This window comes from Halomonas daqiaonensis (assembly GCF_900109725.1).
In the GTDB taxonomy this organism is placed as follows: Bacteria; Pseudomonadota; Gammaproteobacteria; order Pseudomonadales; family Halomonadaceae; genus Halomonas; species Halomonas daqiaonensis.
In genome coordinates this window covers 123,775-142,343 of sequence record NZ_FOBC01000009.1, presented here as the reverse complement: position 1 = coordinate 142,343, position 18,569 = coordinate 123,775, and the positions used below count along the sequence as shown (strand labels likewise).

16 protein-coding genes are annotated in these 18,569 nt (G+C 65.1%); 12 read left to right on the top strand and 4 right to left on the bottom strand.

Translation table 11 applies throughout. From position 1 onward, the window contains the following. Window position 1 precedes the first annotated feature (1 nt). A complete protein-coding gene (locus tag BMY30_RS09365) occupies window positions 2–1,285 on the bottom strand; it encodes an HlyC/CorC family transporter (RefSeq protein WP_089712876.1) in 1,284 nt (427 codons plus the stop codon). A 74-nt stretch (window positions 1,286–1,359) separates the two neighbouring features. Next, window positions 1,360–2,160 (bottom strand): cytochrome C assembly family protein, encoded by an 801-nt coding sequence (locus BMY30_RS09360; RefSeq protein ID WP_089712873.1) that lies wholly within the window; start codon window positions 2,158–2,160, stop codon window positions 1,360–1,362. A 222-nt stretch (window positions 2,161–2,382) separates the two neighbouring features. Here BMY30_RS09360 and ffh point away from each other — a divergent pair, with 222 nt between their 5' ends. The 11 genes from ffh to BMY30_RS09305 all read left to right on the top strand — a co-directional run bounded on the left by ffh (window position 2,383) and on the right by BMY30_RS09305 (window position 13,345). Continuing rightward, window positions 2,383–3,783: a signal recognition particle protein gene (gene ffh, locus BMY30_RS09355; RefSeq protein WP_089712871.1), complete on the top strand. Its 1,401-nt coding sequence runs from the start codon at window positions 2,383–2,385 to the stop codon at window positions 3,781–3,783. Window positions 3,784–4,011: 228 nt separating this feature from the next. Then, a complete protein-coding gene (gene rpsP / locus BMY30_RS09350) occupies window positions 4,012–4,260 on the top strand; it encodes a 30S ribosomal protein S16 (protein WP_089712869.1) in 249 nt (82 codons plus the stop codon). Window positions 4,261–4,299: 39 nt separating this feature from the next. Then, on the top strand, window positions 4,300–4,848 hold the full coding sequence (gene rimM, locus BMY30_RS09345) for a ribosome maturation factor RimM (RefSeq protein ID WP_089712867.1): 549 nt from the start codon (window positions 4,300–4,302) through the stop codon (window positions 4,846–4,848). Window positions 4,849–4,877: 29 nt separating this feature from the next. Further along, window positions 4,878–5,639, top strand: coding sequence for a tRNA (guanosine(37)-N1)-methyltransferase TrmD (gene trmD, locus BMY30_RS09340; protein WP_089712865.1), 762 nt, complete (start codon window positions 4,878–4,880; stop codon window positions 5,637–5,639). A gap of 162 nt (window positions 5,640–5,801) precedes the next feature. Next, window positions 5,802–6,158 (top strand): 50S ribosomal protein L19, encoded by a 357-nt coding sequence (rplS, locus tag BMY30_RS09335; RefSeq protein WP_089712863.1) that lies wholly within the window; start codon window positions 5,802–5,804, stop codon window positions 6,156–6,158. 128 nt (window positions 6,159–6,286) lie between these two features. Next, window positions 6,287–7,177 carry a site-specific tyrosine recombinase XerD gene (gene xerD / locus BMY30_RS09330; protein WP_244516167.1) on the top strand — a complete coding sequence of 297 codons (891 nt, stop codon included), beginning with the start codon at window positions 6,287–6,289 and terminating at the stop codon, window positions 7,175–7,177. Window positions 7,178–7,180: 3 nt separating this feature from the next. Beyond that, entirely contained in the window at window positions 7,181–7,921 is a 741-nt protein-coding gene (locus tag BMY30_RS09325; protein WP_089712859.1) for a DsbC family protein, read from the top strand. A gap of 85 nt (window positions 7,922–8,006) precedes the next feature. Next, window positions 8,007–9,323: a homoserine dehydrogenase gene (locus BMY30_RS09320; RefSeq protein WP_089712958.1), complete on the top strand. Its 1,317-nt coding sequence runs from the start codon at window positions 8,007–8,009 to the stop codon at window positions 9,321–9,323. A 3-nt stretch (window positions 9,324–9,326) separates the two neighbouring features. Then, complete coding sequence (thrC, locus tag BMY30_RS09315) at window positions 9,327–10,715, top strand: threonine synthase (RefSeq protein ID WP_089712858.1); 1,389 nt, start codon at window positions 9,327–9,329, stop codon at window positions 10,713–10,715. Between the two features lie 208 nt (window positions 10,716–10,923). Further along, on the top strand, window positions 10,924–12,717 hold the full coding sequence (locus BMY30_RS09310; RefSeq protein WP_089712955.1) for a single-stranded-DNA-specific exonuclease RecJ: 1,794 nt from the start codon (window positions 10,924–10,926) through the stop codon (window positions 12,715–12,717). 10 nt (window positions 12,718–12,727) lie between these two features. Next, window positions 12,728–13,345: a YitT family protein gene (locus BMY30_RS09305; protein ID WP_089712856.1), complete on the top strand. Its 618-nt coding sequence runs from the start codon at window positions 12,728–12,730 to the stop codon at window positions 13,343–13,345. A gap of 66 nt (window positions 13,346–13,411) precedes the next feature. Here the strand turns inward: BMY30_RS09305 and BMY30_RS09300 are convergent, their stop codons facing one another. Together BMY30_RS09300 and BMY30_RS09295 are read right to left on the bottom strand one after the other, a co-directional pair. Further along, entirely contained in the window at window positions 13,412–16,225 is a 2,814-nt protein-coding gene (locus BMY30_RS09300; RefSeq protein ID WP_089712854.1) for a heavy metal translocating P-type ATPase, read from the bottom strand. Next, complete coding sequence (locus BMY30_RS09295) at window positions 16,222–16,665, bottom strand: MerR family transcriptional regulator (protein ID WP_089712852.1); 444 nt, start codon at window positions 16,663–16,665, stop codon at window positions 16,222–16,224. The genes BMY30_RS09300 and BMY30_RS09295 overlap by 4 nt, the downstream gene beginning before the upstream one ends. Window positions 16,666–16,943: 278 nt before the next feature. Here BMY30_RS09295 and BMY30_RS09290 point away from each other — a divergent pair, with 278 nt between their 5' ends. Continuing rightward, window positions 16,944–18,266, top strand: a complete 1,323-nt coding sequence (locus tag BMY30_RS09290; RefSeq protein ID WP_089712851.1) for an OmpP1/FadL family transporter — start codon at window positions 16,944–16,946, stop codon at window positions 18,264–18,266. The last annotated feature ends 303 nt before the right edge of the window (window positions 18,267–18,569 follow it).

Sequence of the window (18,569 nt, the reverse complement as noted above, 5' to 3'; positions counted from 1 at the left end):
ATCAGCCGCGGCGTGAGGGACGACGGATCGGCTGCCAGCAGCGTGCCGCGGTGATCAGGTTGTCGCGCACCTCAAGGATCTCCATGCGTACGGTGCCGATCTGCAGGCAGGCGGGGCCGTCGGGGAATGATTCAAGGTGCTCGAGGATCACGCCGTTGAGGGTCTTGGGGCCATCCGTGGGCAGTTGCCAGCCCAGTGCCTTGTTGACGTCGCGGATGTTGGTGGTGCCATCGATCACATGGCTGCCATCCTCCTGGGGGTGAATCTCCTGATTCAGGCCCGCCACGTCAGTGGTGAACTCGCCGACGATCTCCTCGAGAATGTCCTCCAGGGTCACCAGTCCCTCCACATCGCCGTACTCGTCCACCACGATGCCGATACGCCGCTTCTGCTTCTGAAAATTGAGCAGTTGAGTGTGCAGCGGAGTGGATTCGGGGATGAAATAGGGCTCGCGGGCCTCCTGGACGATGGCCGCCTTGGTTACCTCGCCGCGGGACAGGAAGCGCGCCGCGTTGCGCAGGTGGAGCATGCCGATGATGTTGTTGATATCGCCCTTGTAGACCGGTACCCGGGTGTGTTGGCTGGTGCGGATACGGGCCAGGATCTCCTCCAGATCGTCGTCCAGATCGAGGCCCATCACCTCGTGGCGCGGCACCATGATGTCGTTCACGGTGACGTTCTCGAGGTCGAGGATCGACAGCAACATCGCCTGGTGGCGGTGCGGAATCAGGGTGCCGGCCTCATGGACCACGGTGCGCAGCTCGTCGCGGGTCAGGGTGTCGGCTCCCCCGTCGATGTTTCTTACCCCCAACAGTCGAAGCAGACCGTTGGAGATCGCGTTGACCAGCCATACCAGCGGGTAGAGCAGCTTGAGCAGCGGCTCGAGCACCAGCGAAGCGGGGTAGGCGATGCGCTCTGGCTTGATCGCCGCATAGGTCTTGGGACCCACCTCGGCAAATATAAGGATCACGATGGTGAGGATCAGCGGGGCGATGGCCGGGCCGGAGACCTCGCCGAAGAAATGAATGGCGAGCACCGTGGCGATCGCTGCGGCCAAGTTGTTGACCAGGTTGTTGCCGATCAAGATCACGCCGATCAGCCGGTCGGGACGGGCCAGCAGGCGCAGTACCCGCTGAGCGGGGCGCTCACCGCTGTTCGCCTGGTGACTCAGGCGATAGCGGTTGATCGACATCATCCCGGTCTCGGAACTGGAGAAGAAGGCGGAAAGACAGACAAGCAGTAGCAGCAGGCCGAAAAGCAGTCCCAGCGGGAAGTCGTCACTCAAGTCGAAGGGTCCTCACAGGCGTATCAGGCTCGAGTTGTAGGGGCTCAGTCATCCGGTGTCAAGGCGCGCGGGCGTCATCCGCGGTCGAGCAGGATCTCCAGCACGAACTTGCTGCCAAAGTAGGCCAGCAGCAGCACCAGGCAGCCGCCCAGGGTCCAGCGGACCGCCCGCATGCCTCGCCAGCCCAGTCGATGGTGGCTGAACAGTAGCGTGGCGAAGATCACCCAGGCGGCCATGGAGAGGATCGACTTGTGGGCCAGGTGCTGGGCGAACATGTTGTCGAGGAACAGGAAGCCGCTGACGATCGACAGGGTCAGCAGGATCATGCCGGCCCAGATCAGCTCGAAGAGGATTCGCTCCATGGTGGTCAGCGGCGGTAGCGACTGAACCACGCCGCGGATGTGGTGGTGGCGCAGCGCCTGGTTCTGGACGCCGAGTAGCACCGCCTGGATGGCGGCGATGGCCAGCAGCGCGAAGGCCAGCGCGGAACTCAGGGCGTGCAGGGCGATCCCCGGGGTCATGCCGGTCCCGCGCTCGGGGCTCGGCAGGCCGACGGCCAGCAGCAGGGTCAGGCCGGCCAGTGGCAACAGACCGGTGGCGACATTGAGGACCGGCTTGAAGAGGCTGACCAACAGCAGCACCAGAACGGCAAGGCCGCTTACCAGCACCGCGCTGGTGGAGAGCCCAGGCAGAAGGGAGTCGCCTCGGGCCAGCAGGGTGGCGGCCAGGGGGAGGTGGCAGAGCAGGCCGAGCAGGCCCAGGCTGCGTACCAGCATGGCGCGTGGCGGCACCCGCCGGATAAGGGTCAGCCCCTGCCAGGAGGCGGCCCCGAGATAGAAGATGAAGGCCATGACGGCAAGTGATAGCGGCTGCATTTATCGCTGTCCGTGCGCCTGCGCCAGCGCCTGATGGTAGGAAATGGAGCCGCCACTATACCGAATCCGCCCGGCCGCGCACAGCATGGCGCCGCTCTGGAGGGCGGGAATGCCCGCCATGCATGGAGACTGGCGGCCACAGAGCGTATAATTTTCGCCCATTGCAGGGAGCCCCCGGTCGGTGCCGGGTCGGCTCTCCGGCCATCGTCAGTGGAGAGGCCCATGTTCCAGAACCTCAGCGAGCGTCTGTCGCAGACGCTCAAGTCGATCAAGGGTCAGGCGCGCCTGACCGAGGACAACGTCAAGGACACTTTGCGCGAGGTGCGCCGGGCGCTGCTCGAAGCAGACGTGGCCTTGCCGGTGGTCAAGGCGTTCATCGATCGCGTACGCGAGCGCGCCGTGGGGCAGGAGGTCTCCCAGAGCCTTTCCCCGGGTCAGCAGTTCGTCAAGATCGTCCAGCAGGAGCTCGAGGCGATCATGGGCGAGGCCAACGAGGGGCTGACCCTCAAGAGCGCCCCGGCCGTGGTGCTGATGGCCGGCCTGCAGGGCGCGGGCAAGACCACCTCGGTGGCCAAGCTGGCGCGCTACCTGCGCGAGCGAGAGAAGAAGAAGGTGCTGGTGGTCTCCGCCGACGTCTATCGGCCGGCGGCCATCGACCAGCTCGAGACCCTGGCCCGCGAGGTCGAGGTCGACTTCTTCCCCTCGCGCTCCGACCAGAAGCCCGTCGATATCGCCAAGGCGGCCATCAAGCACGCCAAGATCCAGTTCCATGACGTGGTGATCGTCGACACCGCCGGTCGCCTGGCCATCGACGAGGCGATGATGGCCGAGATCCAGGCGCTGCATAAGGCCGTGGTACCCGACGAGACGCTGTTTGTCGTCGATGCCATGACCGGCCAGGATGCCGCCAATACCGCCAAGGCCTTCCACGAGGCGTTGCCGCTGACCGGGGTGATCCTCACCAAGGCCGATGGTGATGCCCGTGGCGGTGCGGCGCTCTCGGTGCGCCACATCACCGGCAAGCCGATCAAGTTCATGGGCGTGGGCGAGAAGGTCGATGCCCTCGAGCCCTTCCATCCGGATCGCGTAGCGTCGCGCATCCTCGGCATGGGCGACGTGCTGTCGCTGATCGAGGAAGCCGAGCGTACCGTCGACAAGAAGAAGGCCGAGCAGCTGGCCAAGAAGGTCAAGAAGGGCCAGGGTTTCGATCTCGAGGACTTTCGTGACCAGCTCCAGCAGCTCAAGAAGATGGGCGGCATGGGTGGTCTGATGGGCAAGCTGCCAGGGATGGGCCAGATGGCCGAGATGGCCCAGGGTCCAGGCCCCGAGAAGGAGCTTGGCAAGCTCGAGGCGCTGATCAACTCCATGACCCCCCAGGAACGACGCAAGCCCGAGATCATCAACGGCTCGCGCAAGCGACGCATCTCCGCCGGTGCCGGCCTGCAGGTACCGGACCTCAACCGCCTGCTCAAGCAGCACAAGCAGATGCAGAAGATGATGAAGAAGGCGGGTCAGAAAGGCGGCATGCAGAAGATGATGCGCGGCATGTCAGGAATGATGGGGGGTGGGGGCCCGGGTGGTCCTGGTGGTATGGGCGGTCCCGGTGGCATGCCCCGGCGCTGAGCCTTCCCGCCACGGGCCGACTCCCGCAAAAAGGTTTCCAAGTCGGGCGGTTTTCCGTAGAATATTGCGTCTTCACTGGCAGGACCGCGACTGACGCGGCCATCGTCGTGACCGAATGACCCGAAGCTGGGCCGTCGGCCCGCTTCCCATAGCAGATCGTCGAGGGGCCAGCAGGATTCGGCACCTCGGCCGAAACATCCGCAACTTCAACCGAAGGATAATCAACGCATGGTTACCATTCGTCTGGCACGTGGTGGCGCCAAGAAGCGTCCCTTCTACCACCTCACCGTGACCGACTCTCGCAAGTCTCGTGACGGCCGCTTCATCGAGCGTCTGGGCTTCTTCAACCCCGTGGCCCGTGGTCAGGAAGAGCGCCTGCGCATCGATCTGGAGCGCATCAGCCACTGGCAGAGCCAGGGTGCCCAGCTCTCCGACCGCGTCGCCGAGCTGGTCAAGGAAGCCCGCAAGCAGGCCTGAAGGGCCTGACTTGTGGCTGTAACGATCCAGGGATCGTCGATGAGCGAACAGGCGCAAGCGCAGCCCGCCGTCGATCATGTGGTGCTGGGCAAGTTGACCAGCCCCCACGGTGTCAAGGGCTGGTTGAAGGTGTACTCGTACACCAGCCCCATGGACGGCATCCTGGACTATGCGTCCTGGATGATACGCCAGGGGGCGACGCTGACTCGGGCAATCGTTGTCCAGGGGCGTCGCCAAGGCAAGGGCCTGGTGGTCCAGCTCGAGGGTGTAGATGGCCGTGAGGCGGCCGAGGCCCTGGCCGGGGCGGAGATTCTGCTGCCCAAGGCCGAACTGCCCGAACTCGACGCTGATGAGTACTACTGGCATCAGCTCGAAGGACTCCGGGTCGTGACCCGAAAGGGGCTGGCGCTGGGGTGCATCGACTACTTGTTCGAGACCGGGGCTAACGACGTCATGGTGGTCACGGGCGAGGTCGACGAGGGCGTCGAGGCACGCGAGCGGTTGCTACCCTACCTGCCCGGCGAGGTGGTGTTGGAGGTGGATCTCGAAGCCGGCATGATGACCGTCGACTGGGATCCCGAATTTTGACATTCGGCTCGACCCCGGCAGGATCGGCGATGTGGATCGGCGTGGTATCGCTGTTTCCCGAGATGTTCGAGGCGGTCACTCGCCATGGCGTTACAGGCAGGGCGGTGGACCAGGGTCGCATCGCACTGGAGTTCTGGAATCCCCGGGACTTCGCTACCGACCGCCATCGCACCGTGGACGATCGCCCCTATGGGGGTGGTCCGGGGATGCTGATGAAGGTCGATACCCTGCGCTCGGCCATACACGCTGCCCGCGAGCGGGCCGAGGTGGCCACCGGAGCGCGGGCGAAGGTCATCTACCTGTCGCCCCAGGGGCGCCGCCTGGATCAGACGGGCGTGCAGGAACTGGCGTCGGGCCCACCCCTGGTGGTGGTGGCCGGACGCTATGAAGGCATCGATGAGCGGGTAGTGGAAGCCGACATCGATGAGGAGTGGTCGATCGGCGACTATGTGCTCAGCGGCGGTGAGCTGCCGGCCATGGTGCTGATCGATGCGGCGGCAAGGCTGGTGCCCGGGGTGCTGGGCCATCAGGATTCCGCGGTCGAGGACTCCTTCAACGACGGACTGCTGGACTGTCCGCACTATACGCGCCCGGAGGAGGTCGACGGGCGTCGGGTGCCGGAGGTCCTGCTCAGCGGCCACCATGGTGCCATCCGGCGCTGGCGGCTCAAGCAGTCTCTGGGGCGGACCTGGCTCAGGCGCCCCGACCTGCTGGAAGGCAGGACGTTGAGTGCCGAGCAGCGCAAGCTGCTCGAGGAGTTCATCGAGGACTACGCGCTGGCCACCCGATAGGTCAGGGCGGAGGTGCAGGACGCCACGAGCCCCTGGGCGGGCTGGGCGGACCTGTGTCACCAACGGCATTCCCGCGCTCGCGAGTTCGACTCGGGCGCCGGGATCACGATTCGCCGGCGACTCAAGCCGACCGGTGGATCAGGTTATCAAGGAGTCAATGACATGAGCAGCAAGAACAAGGTGATCCAGGCGCTCGAGAGCGAGCAGATGAGCAAGGAAGTCCCGGTCTTCGCCCCCGGCGATACCGTGGTCGTCCAGGTCAAGGTCAAGGAAGGCGCTCGCGAGCGCCTCCAGGCCTTCGAAGGCGTGGTGATCGGCAAGCGCAACCGAGGCCTGAACTCGGCCTTCACCGTGCGCAAGATTTCCCACGGTGTCGGTGTCGAGCGGACCTTCCAGACCTACAGCCCGCTGGTCGATTCCATCGAGGTCAAGCGTCGTGGTGACGTACGCCAGGCCAAGTTGTACTACCTCCGTGAGCGCAGCGGCCGTTCCGCCCGTATCAAGGAAAAGCTGGCCTGAGGCGACTGCCTCTGCTGGCCCATGGTGCCGGGGCCTCAGGCCCTGCACCCCTCGAAGCCCCGTCACCGCTGCCGCGGGGCGGGGTTTCGTTCCGTTTGGGCATGTCCGGGAGCCGTATGGAAACCACCATGGATGCGGGCACACTGGTCGACGCCTTCCTCGACGGCCTCTGGCTGGAGCGGGGCGCGAGCGATAATACCCTGGCTGCCTACCGCCACGACCTGGTTGCCTGGATAGCGCGCCTCGAGAGCGTCGATCAGCGGCTGCTTGCGCCTGCTGGTGTAGTGCTGCCGGCCTGGCTCGATGAGCGTCGCGAGGCCGGTTACAGCTTGCGCAGCAATGCCCGGCTGCTTTCCAGCTTGCGGGGATTCTATCGCTGGGCGCTGGCCGAGGGGGTCCTCGACCACGACCCGCTGGCCGAGGTCCGATTGCCCCGGGTGCGTCCCTCGCTCCCCGATACCCTGGAGGAAGTCGAGGTGGAGCGCCTGCTCGCCGCCCCGGACCTCTCCACCGATCTGGGCGTGCGCGACCGGGCGATGCTCGAGGTTCTCTATGGCGCCGGGCTGCGGGTCAGCGAGCTGGTCGGATTGACCACCGATGCGGTCAACCTGCGCCAGGGCGTGGTCCGGGTACGGGGCAAGGGTGGCAAGGATCGCCTGGTGCCGCTGGGCGAGGAGGCTATCGATTGGTTGTCGCGCTACCTGCGCAGTGCACGTGGTGCGCTGATGGCCGACATCACCCGTCCGGCACTGTTTCCCGGGCGTGGAGACCGTTGCCTGACGCGCCAGGCCTTCTGGCACCGCATCAAGGCCCATGCGCGTACAGCCGGCATCGACCGCCCGCTTTCGCCCCATACCTTGCGCCACGCCTTTGCCACCCATCTGTTGAATCATGGGGCCAATCTGCGTGTCGTACAGCTGCTGCTCGGTCACAGCGACCTCTCGACCACGCAGATCTATACCCATGTGGCGCAGGTGCGACTGGAAGCCCTGCACGCCGACCATCATCCTCGAGGCTGAATCATGAGACGATCGTCCCTTACCCTCGGCGGCGGACTGCTCGCCACCTCCCTTGCCTTGCTGCCCGTCGCCCAAGCAGACCCGGCCGAACAACTGGCCGAGACCCTCACGGTCAATGGCCAGTCCATGCCCGTGGAGAGCGTGCGCGAGACACCACTGGACGGTTTCTTCGAGGTCAGGCTGGAGGGCGGCGAGACCTTCTACAGCAATGCCGAGGGCAGCCATTTCTTCGTCGGCGACCTCTACGAGAACGGCGAGAACGGCCTGATCAACCTCACCGAGCAGGGACGTAACGCCGAGCGTAGCGCGCGTCTCGCCGCGGTACCTGAGAGTGAGCGGGTGATCTTCCGCGGTACCGGCGAGTCTCGCGCCACGCTCGTGGTCTTCACCGATACTACCTGCCCCTACTGTCGCCAGTTTCATGAGGAGGTGCCACGCCTCAATGATCTGGGTATCGAGGTCCATTACCTGGCCTTCCCGCGCAGCGGCCTGACTTCCCCGGGTGGGCGGGAGCTGCAACAGGTGTGGTGCGCCGACAACCCGGCCGAGGCCATGTCTGCGGCCAAACGCGAGGAAGGCTTGTCGGGTGCCGCCGACTGCGACAATCCAGTCGAGGAACAGTATCATCTGGGCATGGCGCTCGGCGTCCAGGGCACGCCCGCCATCGTGCTGCCCGACGGCCGCCTGGTACCCGGCTATGTGCCGGCGGAACGCCTGGCCGCCATGCTCGGCCTCAACGAATGATGACCGACGTCGATGAACGTCCGCACAACGGGCCCGGGTGGGCCTGATCCACGCTGAGACACACGCCAGAACGAGGGGAATGACATTGAAACCGGTGAGAGTGGGAATCTGTGGCCTGGGAACCGTCGGGGGCGGAACCTTCAACGTGCTGACGCGCAATGCCGATGATATCGCCCGGCGCGCGGGGCGTCCGATCGTCATCGAGCAGGTCGCCTTTCGCAGCCTCAATCCCGACTGTGATACCACCGGTATCAAGACCACCTCCGACGTCTTCGAGGTGGCCACCAACCCCGACATCGACGTGCTGGTCGAGCTGATCGGCGGCTATGACGTTGCCCGAGAACTGGTGCTCACCGCCATCGAGAATGGCAAGCACGTGGTGACCGCCAACAAGGCGCTGATCGCCGTGCATGGCAACGAGATATTTCGGGCCGCCCACGAGAAGGGCGTGATCGTGGCCTTCGAGGCGGCGGTGGCCGGCGGCATTCCGGTGATCAAGTCGCTGCGCGAGGGCTTGGGCGCCAACCGCATCGAGTGGGTGGCTGGCATCATCAACGGCACCGGCAACTATATCCTGACCCACATGCGCGAAGAGGGGCGTGCCTTCGAGGACGTGCTCGCCGAGGCCCAGGCACTGGGCTACGCCGAGGCAGACCCGACCTTCGACGTCGAGGGCATCGATGCCGCCCACAAGCTGACGATACTGGCCTCCATCGCCTATGGCGTGCCGCTGCAGTTCGACAAGGCCTACACCGAGGGCATCTCGCGGATCACCGCCGAGGATATCGAGCAGGCCGATAACCTGGGCTACATCATCAAGCATCTGGGCATCTCCAAGCGCACCGAAACGGGGCTCGAGCTGCGCGTGCACCCGACCCTGATCCCCAAGGAGCGGCTGCTGGCCAGCGTCTATGGCGTCAAGAATGCCATCGCCATCATGGGTGATGCCGTGGGGCCGACCCTCTACTACGGCGCCGGTGCCGGTGCCGAGCCCACCGCCTCGGCGGTGGTCGCCGACCTGCTGGACGTGGCGCGCGATATCACCACCGCCCACCACTACCGGGTGCCCTATCTGGCCTTCATCGGTATCGGCGAGCAGGAGAGCGACCTGCCGATCATGCCCATGGAGGATATCTTCTCTGCCTACTACCTGAGGCTGCTGGCGGTGGATCGCCCCGGAGTGCTGGCGCGGGTGGCGACGATCCTCTCCGAGCAGGGCATCTCCATCGAGGCGTTGATCCAGAAGGAGGCCAAGGAGGGCGAATTGGTGCCGATCATCCTGCTGACCCACAGTACCCGCGAGAAGCAGATGAACGAGGCGATGCGACTGATCGAGTCGCTGGCCGACATTGCCGGCCCCGTCACCCGTATCCGGGTGGAAAGCCTCGACGAGCAGGAGTGAGCCATGCGCTATATCAGCACCCGCGGGCAAGCGCCCGCGCTCTCCTTCGAGGAGGTCGTGCTCACCGGTATGGCGAGCGACGGCGGCCTCTATGTGCCGGAGGAGGTCCCGACGCTCTCCCATGACGACCTGGCCGATATGGCCGGGCTGTCGTACGCCGAGATCGCCTTCCGGGTCATGAAGCCCTACGTCAACGGCGAGATCGACGACGCGACCTTTCGGGGCATCGTCGAGGAGGCCTATGCCACCTTCAGCCACGACGCTGTGGTGCCGCTCAACCAGCTGGATGCCAACCACTTCCTGCTCGAGCTGTTCCATGGCCCGACGCTGGCCTTCAAGGACGTGGCCCTGCAGCTGCTGGGTCGCATCCTCGACCACTTCCTTCAGAAGCGCGGCGAGCGTGCCGTCATCATGGGTGCGACGTCCGGCGATACCGGCTCGGCAGCCATCGAGGGCTGCCGCCACTGCGACAACCTCGACATCTTCATCCTGCATCCTCACCAGCGTGTCTCGGAGGTGCAACGCCGCCAGATGACCACGGTGCTGGCCAATAACGTCTTCAATGTCGCCATTGAGGGCAACTTCGATGACGCCCAGGCCATGGTCAAGGCGAGCTTCGCTGATCAGGGCTTCCTGAACGGCACCCGGCTGGTGGCGGTGAATTCCATCAACTGGGCGCGCATCATGGCCCAGATCGTCTATTACGTCGCCTCGGCCGTGGCGCTGGGTGCGCCGCAGCGCCAGGTGAGCTTCTGTGTGCCCTCGGCCAACTTCGGCAACGTCTTCGCCGGCTACATGGCCAAGCGCATGGGACTGCCAGTCAAGCAGTTCATCATCGCCACCAATGCCAACGACATCCTGCATCGCACGCTGGCCGACAACGACTTCTCCAAGCAGGAACTGGTCGCCACGCTCGCCCCTTCGATGGACATCGTGGTGTCATCCAACTTCGAGCGGCTGCTGTTCGAAGCCTATGAGCGTGACGGCGCCGCGGTGAAGGCCCTACTCGAGCGCTTCCAGGCCGAACCGACTGCCCTGGCCGAGGCGCCGCTGGCCAGGCTGCGTGAGTCCTTTGCCAGCCACAGCGTAGACGACGCCACCATCCTGGAGGTGATCCGCGAGGCGCATCACCGCACCCAGGAGGTCCTCGACCCGCACACCGCCACCGGCTACCGTGCCGCCGAGCGCGAGCGTGCCGATGCCACGACCCCGGTGATCACCCTGGCCACGGCCCACCCGGCCAAGTTTGCCGATGCGGTGGTCAAGGCCGGTTTCCCGGGGGTGCCGCTGCCACCGCACATGGACGACCTTCTGGAGTGTGAGGAGCGCTACACCGTGCTGCCGGCAGAGCTGGCCGAGGTGCAGAAATTCGTGGCCGAGAACCGCCGCTGAGTGACCTGTTTGTTGGGCGCCCGAACTAGCGAGGGGTGCCGGGGATAGGTCGAAGAGGGGGGCCTATGCCAGGGATGGCATCGGTAGCGCCCAGGGATGGGTTCACAGCGCCCCCTCGTAGGCCTGTCGCCGGATCAGCCCCGAGCGGGCTAATGTCCCCTGCCGGTCGTCATCGTGAGCTATACCGCAGGAGTCAGGCTTGGATGCCGTGACGGACCCTATCGATATTCATCAGCGCCTGAGGCCACGCATCCTTCCGCGGCCCCGGGACGCTGCCCTCTACGCCCGCGCCCAGCGCGAGGGGCTCTCCGAGCTTCAGGCCCGGGTGCTGGCCGGGCGCCTTGCCGGCTACCAGGGCGAGCTGGCGCCGCTGGTCTCGCCCAGCCTGCGTCACCTGGCCCATCCCGAGAAGCTCGCTGACGCACGGCGTGCGGCCGAGCGCATCGCCCAGGCGGTGGTGGACGACGAGCACATCGGCATCCTCACCGACTATGACGTGGACGGCATCACCTCTCATGTGGTGATCCGGCGCACCCTGGTCGAGTTGTTCGGCGTGCCCGAAGCACGCCTGCACAGCCTGATCGGCCACCGCATCCATGATGGCTACGGCATCAGTCTGCCACTGGTGGAGCGCACCCTGGCTCTCACCCCGCGGCCGAGCCTGGTGATCACCGCCGACTGCGGCAGCAGTGACGAGCCGCGCATCGCCCGGCTCAAGGCCGCCGGCATCGAGGTGGTGGTCAGCGACCACCACGCCCTGCCGCTGGAGGGCCCTCCAGCTTCGGCCTTCGCCACCGTGAACCCCACCCGCGACGACTGCGACTATCCCGATCCGACTATCGCCGGCTGCATGGTGGCTTGGCTGGTGATGTCCCTGGCTCGCCAGGTGTTGATCGACTGGGGTGTGCTGGCCCAGGCCACGCCCAAGCTCTCGCCCTGGCTCTCCTACGTGGCGCTAGGCACGGTGGCAGACTGCGTCTCGCTGGGCGGCAGCGCGGCCAACCGGGCGGTGGTGACCCACGGCCTGGCGCTGATCAACCGCATGGAGGCCGCCTGCTGGCGGGCCATGGCCGAGCGACTGGGGTCCGACAGCGTGCCCTTCGATGCCGAGACCCTGGCCTTCCAGATGGGGCCGCGCATCAACGCCCGTTCGCGGCTCGACGATCCATACGCGGCGCTGCATTTCATGTTGGCGGCGGATGATGCCACGGCGGCACGGCACCTGGTGACGCTGGATCAGGACAACCAGTCGCGCAAGGCGATCGAGGCAGACATGGTCGAGGAGGCCAAGGCCCTGGCCCTGCCGTCCCTGACCGCCGATGAGCCCGCCATTGTCGTATTTCTGGAAGACGGCCACCCGGGCGTGCAGGGCATCGTCGCCTCCCGGCTGGTACAAGCCTTCGGCCGGCCGGCGCTGGTGCTGACACCGGCGGCGGCCCCCGGCATGCTTACCGGCTCGGGACGCTCCATCGAGGGATTGCATTTACGCGACGCACTGCAGCGGACCTTCGAGCTGGCGCCCGAGGCGCTGCCGCGCTTCGGTGGTCACTGCGGCGCCGCCGGGGTGGGGGTACCGCGCGAGCACCTGTCGGTCTTCCGTGCAGTCTTCCTGCAGGCGGTTGGCGAGCAGCTGGGCGATACCGAACTGTGCCCACGGATCTTCACCGATGGCGAGCTTTCGCCTCATCAGCTCGGCCTCGCCACACTGGACGAGCTCGAGAAACTTGCGCCTTATGGCCGCGAGTTCGATGCCCCGCTGTTCCAGGGTGACTTCCTGGTCGAGGCGCTGCGTCCGGTGGGGGCCGATGGCAGCCACCTGATGCTGGAGCTTTCCGCAGGCGCCACGAGCCTCAAGGCGATCTGGTTCCGTGCCCTCACCCCCGGTGAGGTACCGGGCTTCGGTGTCGGCGATCGCCTCCGCTGTGCCTTCAAGCTCAATCGCAACCGCTGGCGGGGTCGGGAGAGTCTCCAACTGATGGTCGAGCACGCCGAGCCACTATAAGGAAAGCCACATGGATCCACAGGACCTGCCTACCGACCCCCATCGCCCCCATGAGGACGTGATGGCGATGCTGGTCGGAACGCTCTTTGTCGCCCTCGGCGTCAGCTTCTATACCCAGGCGATGCTGCTCACCGGCAGCACTGCGGGCCTGGCCTTCCTGCTGCAGTACGCGACCGGCTGGCGCTTCGGCGTCTGGTTCTTCCTGATCAACCTGCCGTTCTACTGGCTGGCCATACGTCGGATGGGCTGGAGCTTCACCCTGCGCACCTTCGTGGCCATCGGCATGGTCTCGGTGTTCTCGGAGCTCACCGCCGGTTGGATCCGCATCGAGTGGCTGCAGCCGCTCTACGCGGCCTTGATGGGCGGCAGCCTGATCGGCATCGGCATGCTGGTGCTGTTCCGCCATCGCACGAGCCTCGGTGGGATCAACATCCTCGCCCTCTTCCTGCAGGATCGCTACGGCCTGCGGGCCGGCTATGTCCAGTTGGGTATCGACGGTGTGATCATGCTGGTCGCCCTGCTGGTGTTGCCGATGGAGCGCGTAGGACTTTCGGTGCTGGGCGCCGTAGCACTCAACCTGATCATTGCCCTCAATCACAAGCCCGGTCGTTATATGGGGGTCAGCTGACCCCCCAGAACCACCAGGCGATCAGGGCGATCAATGCCAGGCCGGCAAGATTGACGATCCAACTCATCACTTGGACTCCTTCTGCTGGTGGCGGCCGTTGTCGCCGCCCTTTTCGTTGCCACCCGTCTCGCTGGAAGGGCGGAACAGGCGCAGCCGGTTGGCGTTACTGACCACGGTGATCGAGGAGAGCGACATGGCGACCCCGGCGATTATCGGCGAGAGCAGGGTGCCGGTGACGGGGTAGAGCACCCCCGCGGCGATGGGAATGCCCAAAGTGTTGTAGCCGAAGGCGCCCACCAGGTTCTGCTTGATGTTGGTGAGGGTGGCCCGGCTGATCTCGATGGCGGCGGCCACACCGTGCAGCGAGCCGCGCACCAGGGTGATGCCGGCGCTCTCGATGGCCACGTCGGTGCCCTGTCCGATGGCGAAGCCCACGTTGGCCCGGGCCAGGGCCGGGGCATCGTTGATGCCGTCGCCGACCATGCCCACGATCTCGCCCTCACGCTGCAACCGCTCGATCTCGGCATGCTTGTCCTCGGGCAGCAGCCCAGCCCGGAAGTCGTCGATGCCGACCTCCCGGGCGATGGCCCCGGCGGTATGTTCGTTGTCGCCGGTCAGCATCACTACCTTGAGGCCGTCGGCCTGCAGGCGCTTCACGGCGGCAATGGTGTCGTGGCGCAGCGGATCGCTGATCCCGAACATGGCGGTCAGCTTGTCGTCCACGGCGAGATAGACCACGGTGCGCGCCTTATCCTCCAGCTCCCTGGCAAGCTCTCTGCCGCTGGCCAGGTCGATGCCGGCCTCTTCAAGCAGGCGGGCATTGCCCAGCAGTAGTGCACCGCCATCGGCAGTCGTCGCCTTGACGCCACCACCGGTGACGGTGTCGAAGTCGCGAATCTCGCCGGGTTCGGCCTGCCGCTCTTCCGCGTGGTCCATCAGGGCGGCCGCGAGGGGATGCTCGGAGCCGCGCTCCAGAGCCGCCACCAGGCTCAGCATCTCCCGCTCTTCGCCCTCGAGCACCTCCGACTCCGTCACCTCGGGCTTGCCCTCGGTGAGGGTGCCGGTCTTGTCCACCACCAGGGTGGTGAGTTTGCTGGCGGTCTGCAGGGCGTCGCCGCTGCGCACCAGCACGCCGTGTTCGGCCGCCTTGCCCACACCGATCATGGTCGAGATCGGTGTTGCCAGGCCCAGGGCGCAGGGACAGGCGATGATCAGCACCGTGGTGGCGGTGACCAGCATATGAATCACTCGTGGCTCGGCTCCGAAGTTGAACCAGGCCAACGCGGTGATCACGGCGATGATCAACACCGCGGGCACGAAGACGCTCGACACCTTGTCGGCCAGCTGTCCGATGGGCGGCCGGGAGTTCTGGGCACTGGCCACCTGTTCGGTGATCTGACCCAGGCGGGTGTCGGCACCGACGCGAGTGGCACGATAGACCAGCGAGCCCTTGCCGTTGACCGTGCCGGCGCTTACCTCGTCGCCCTCGCCCTTGGCGACGGGCAGGGGCTCGCCGGTGAGCATGGACTCGTCGATATGGCTCTTGCCCTCGGTCACCTCGCCATCCACCGGCAGGCGCTCGCCGGGGCGCACGCGGATATGGTCACCTTCGCGCACCTCGTCGATATCCACCTCGCGTTCCTCGCCGTCGCGGATCACCCTTGCGGTGCGGCTCTGCAGGTCGAGGAGGCGCTTGAGAGCATCGCTGGTGCGGCCCCTGGCGCGCAGCTCCAGGGCATTGCCCAGCAGCACCAGGCCGATGATCATCGCCGAGGCCTCGAAGTAGATGCCCCTGGCGACCTCGGGAAGCCAGGGCCCGAAGGCCACCACCGCCATCGAATAGACCCAGGCGGTGCCGGTACCCATGGCGATCAGGGTGTCCATGTTGGCTTGGTGGTGCTTGAAGTTCTTCCAGGCATTGACGAAGAAGTGGCGGCCCGGAAAGACCATCACCGCTAGGGTCAGCAAGCCGATTACCAGCCAGTAGAGCCGACCGGTTCCCACGGGGTGGGGATGGAAGACGAACATGCTGGCCATCAGCGGAACGGCGAGCGCCAGCGACCAGGCACTTCCGTGAAGGCGCTGGCGATAGGCCTTCTCGTCCTTCTCCGCGCGGGCCTGCTCCGCCTCGCGCATGTCGACGATCGGCTCGGCACCGTAGCCTACATCCTCTACTGCCGCGATCAGGGCGTTCGGATCGGCATTGCCGCGTACCTGGGCGGTATGGGTGCCGAAGTTGACCTCCGCACTGACCACGCCGGGTATCCCCTCCAGGGCCTGCTGGACGCTCTTTACGCAGCTGGCGCAAGTCATGCCATCGATCGATAGCCGGCGGGTGGTGGCACGAGAATCCGCCTCTTCCGCTTTCGAATCCTTGTCCTGCTCGCGGGCCTTTTCAGGTGACGCCTCGGCGGATCGGAGCTCGGACTCGGACTCAGTCGGTGCTTTGGCCTCTGTGTTGGCAGCATCCGTAGGCTGACCTGGTGGGTAGCCGGCCTCTTCCAGCAACCGGTCCAGGGTGTCGCCTTCCAGGGAAGTCTCCGTTTCCAGGCGTTTCTTGTCCGGAAAACCGACCACCTCGGCGTCCGGATCCTCGGCCTGGATTGCCTTTCGCATCTTGCTGACACAGCCCTGGCAGCTCATGCCTGGCACGCTGCGCTCGTGATGCTGCCGGCTGGCTGCCGGATAACCGGCCTCGGCAAGCGCCTTGTCTAGGTCGTCATCGGCCAGGGTGGTGGTGATCTCGAGGCGCTTTTCGGGCGGGGTGCCGGTGACTTCGGCCTGTGCGTCCTGGGCCTGAATGGCCCGGCGCATCTTGGCCACGCAGCCCTGGCAGCTCATGCCGGGGATTTGGCGTTCCAGGGTCTGTCTGGCGTTCATCGGGTCTCCTCGTGTGTCTCGTGGTCGGCATTCAGCGGTTCGGGAAAGCTCTCGATCAGCCGGCAGAGGCTATTGCCGTCGGGGGTGCCGTCGGGCATCTCTTTCCAGGCGGCAAGGGCCTCCTCCATGCGCGAGGCAAGGGATTCCAGCTCACGGATCCGCTCACGGATCTGTGGCAGCCGGCTGGCCAGCAGGTCACGCACCATGGGGCAGGGCGAGTCACCATGGTCGGCATGGTCGAGGATGTCGCGGATCTCGGCCACGCTGAAGCCCAGGGTGCGGGCCCGCTGGATGAAGCGCAGCCGGTCCAGGTCATTTTGCCCGAACAGCTGATAGCCGTTCTCGGGATGGCGCTCGGGATGCAGTAGCCCCTCTCGGGTGTAATGGCGCACGGTTTCTGCGGTGACGCCTGCCAGGTGAGCCAGTTCGCTGACCTTCATGTTGGGGTCTCTATGTAATGTCACTGTCCAAGTATAAAACCTTTGGGTAACACGCAGGTCAAGAGGGGTGAGAGTTCAGCTTCCGGATGAATGGAGGTTGTCTAAGGTGATGAGAAATCGAAAAATCAAACAAGCGTGCAACCAAAGTATTAGGCTTTTTTATTTTCAAACGGTCGTTTGTGCTTGATCCCGAAGGGGGGATTCGCGAACACTGCGGGTACGTCAGGAAGAGCAATGACTAGCACCCAGCCCTACCTACCCGAAAGGATGACGAGCCCATGCACAACAAGTTCAACACGCTCTCCCTCGCTGTAGCGCTTGCCTCCACGGCGTTGATCGCCAGTCAGGTTTCCGCCTCCGGCTTCCAGGTTCGCGAGCAGAGCGCCAAGACACTGGCCAACGCCCTCTCCAACGCCGCCGCCGGTGCCGAGGATGCCAGCTTCATGGCCTATAACCCGGCCGCCATCGGCAATATCGATGGACACCAGGTCGTCGGCGGAGTGGCCTATATCGATGCCAAGTTCGAATTGCATGACGCCGAGGCCAGCAGCGTCGGTGGCACCCCTTACATCTCGAACGCTTCAAATCAGGGGGGCGAAAGCGCTGTGGTGCCGGCCTTTGCCGTGAAGACTCAGTTCAATGAGCGGTTCGATCTGGGTCTGGCCATCAACGCCCCCTATGGGCTCTCCACCAAGTACGATGAAGACTGGATTGGCCGCTATCATGCTGTCGAGACCGAGCTCGCCACCATCGACTTTCAGCCGACGCTCAACTACCGGGCAACCGAGCGACTGAATCTGGCCGTGGGGCTTCGGGCCCAGTATGCGGATGCCACCTTGTCACAGGCAGTTGACACGGGGCTTAATCCATCAACTGGGCAAAGCGCTAACCCTAATGGGGATTTTGATGCCTTAGCTGAGGTAACAGGCGATGACTGGGGCTATGGTTATACGCTCGGCGCACTCTTCCAGGCCACCGATCAGACCCGCCTGGGGATCGGCTATCGTTCGGAAATCGATCTGACCCTAGAGGGTGAGGTGGACTACAGCTCTGATAACCCTCTGGTAGCAGCAAGTCTCCCGGGTAGCCAGGGGGGAACCGCAGACTTGACCACTCCTGCCAACATGAACCTGGGGATCTATCATCAGGTGACCGATCAGCTGGCATTGATGGCCAACGCCGAGTGGACTGAGTGGAGCAGCTTCGACGAGCTGGTGGTCGAGTTCGAGGATGGCTCTAGCAATCCGACAACCGAAAACTGGAACGACACCTGGGCCTTCTCGATGGGTGCCAACTATGCGCTGACCCCGCAGTGGCTGCTGCGCGCCGGCCTGGGTGTGGACGAGAGCCCGGTGCCGAGTGCCGAATACCGCACACCGCGTGTGCCGGATGCGGATCGCCAGTGGGCCACGCTCGGCGCCACCTGGATGCCCAGCCCGGAGCTCGGCATCACCGCCGGCTATATGCATGTCTTCGCTGATGATGGCGATATCGACCAGCAGGCGGCTCCCGGCAACGAAAATGAGACCAAGGGCAACCTTTCTGGGACCTACGAGGTCGCCGCGGATGTCTTCGCCCTCTCGGTGGACTACCGCTTCTGACTCTCGATCATGTGCCTGACCTCGGGACCCGGCTTTGGCCGGGTCTCGTCGTCATATGCTGCCGCCAGCATCAGGACTATCGCAGATTGAAGTAACGCTCGAGGCTGTTCCGACGACAGGACTTCGGGGAGGCGCTGTGAATCCCTCCCTGGGCGCTACCGATGCCCTCCCTGGCATAGGACCTCCTCTTCGGCCTGTCCCCGGCGTCTCTCGCTTGGGGTGACTTCGATAGCCCTGCCGTCGGTGCGGGGTGGATGCGACAGAGCGGCACTTTCGCTACACTAGGCGCCTTTTCCGTGCCGC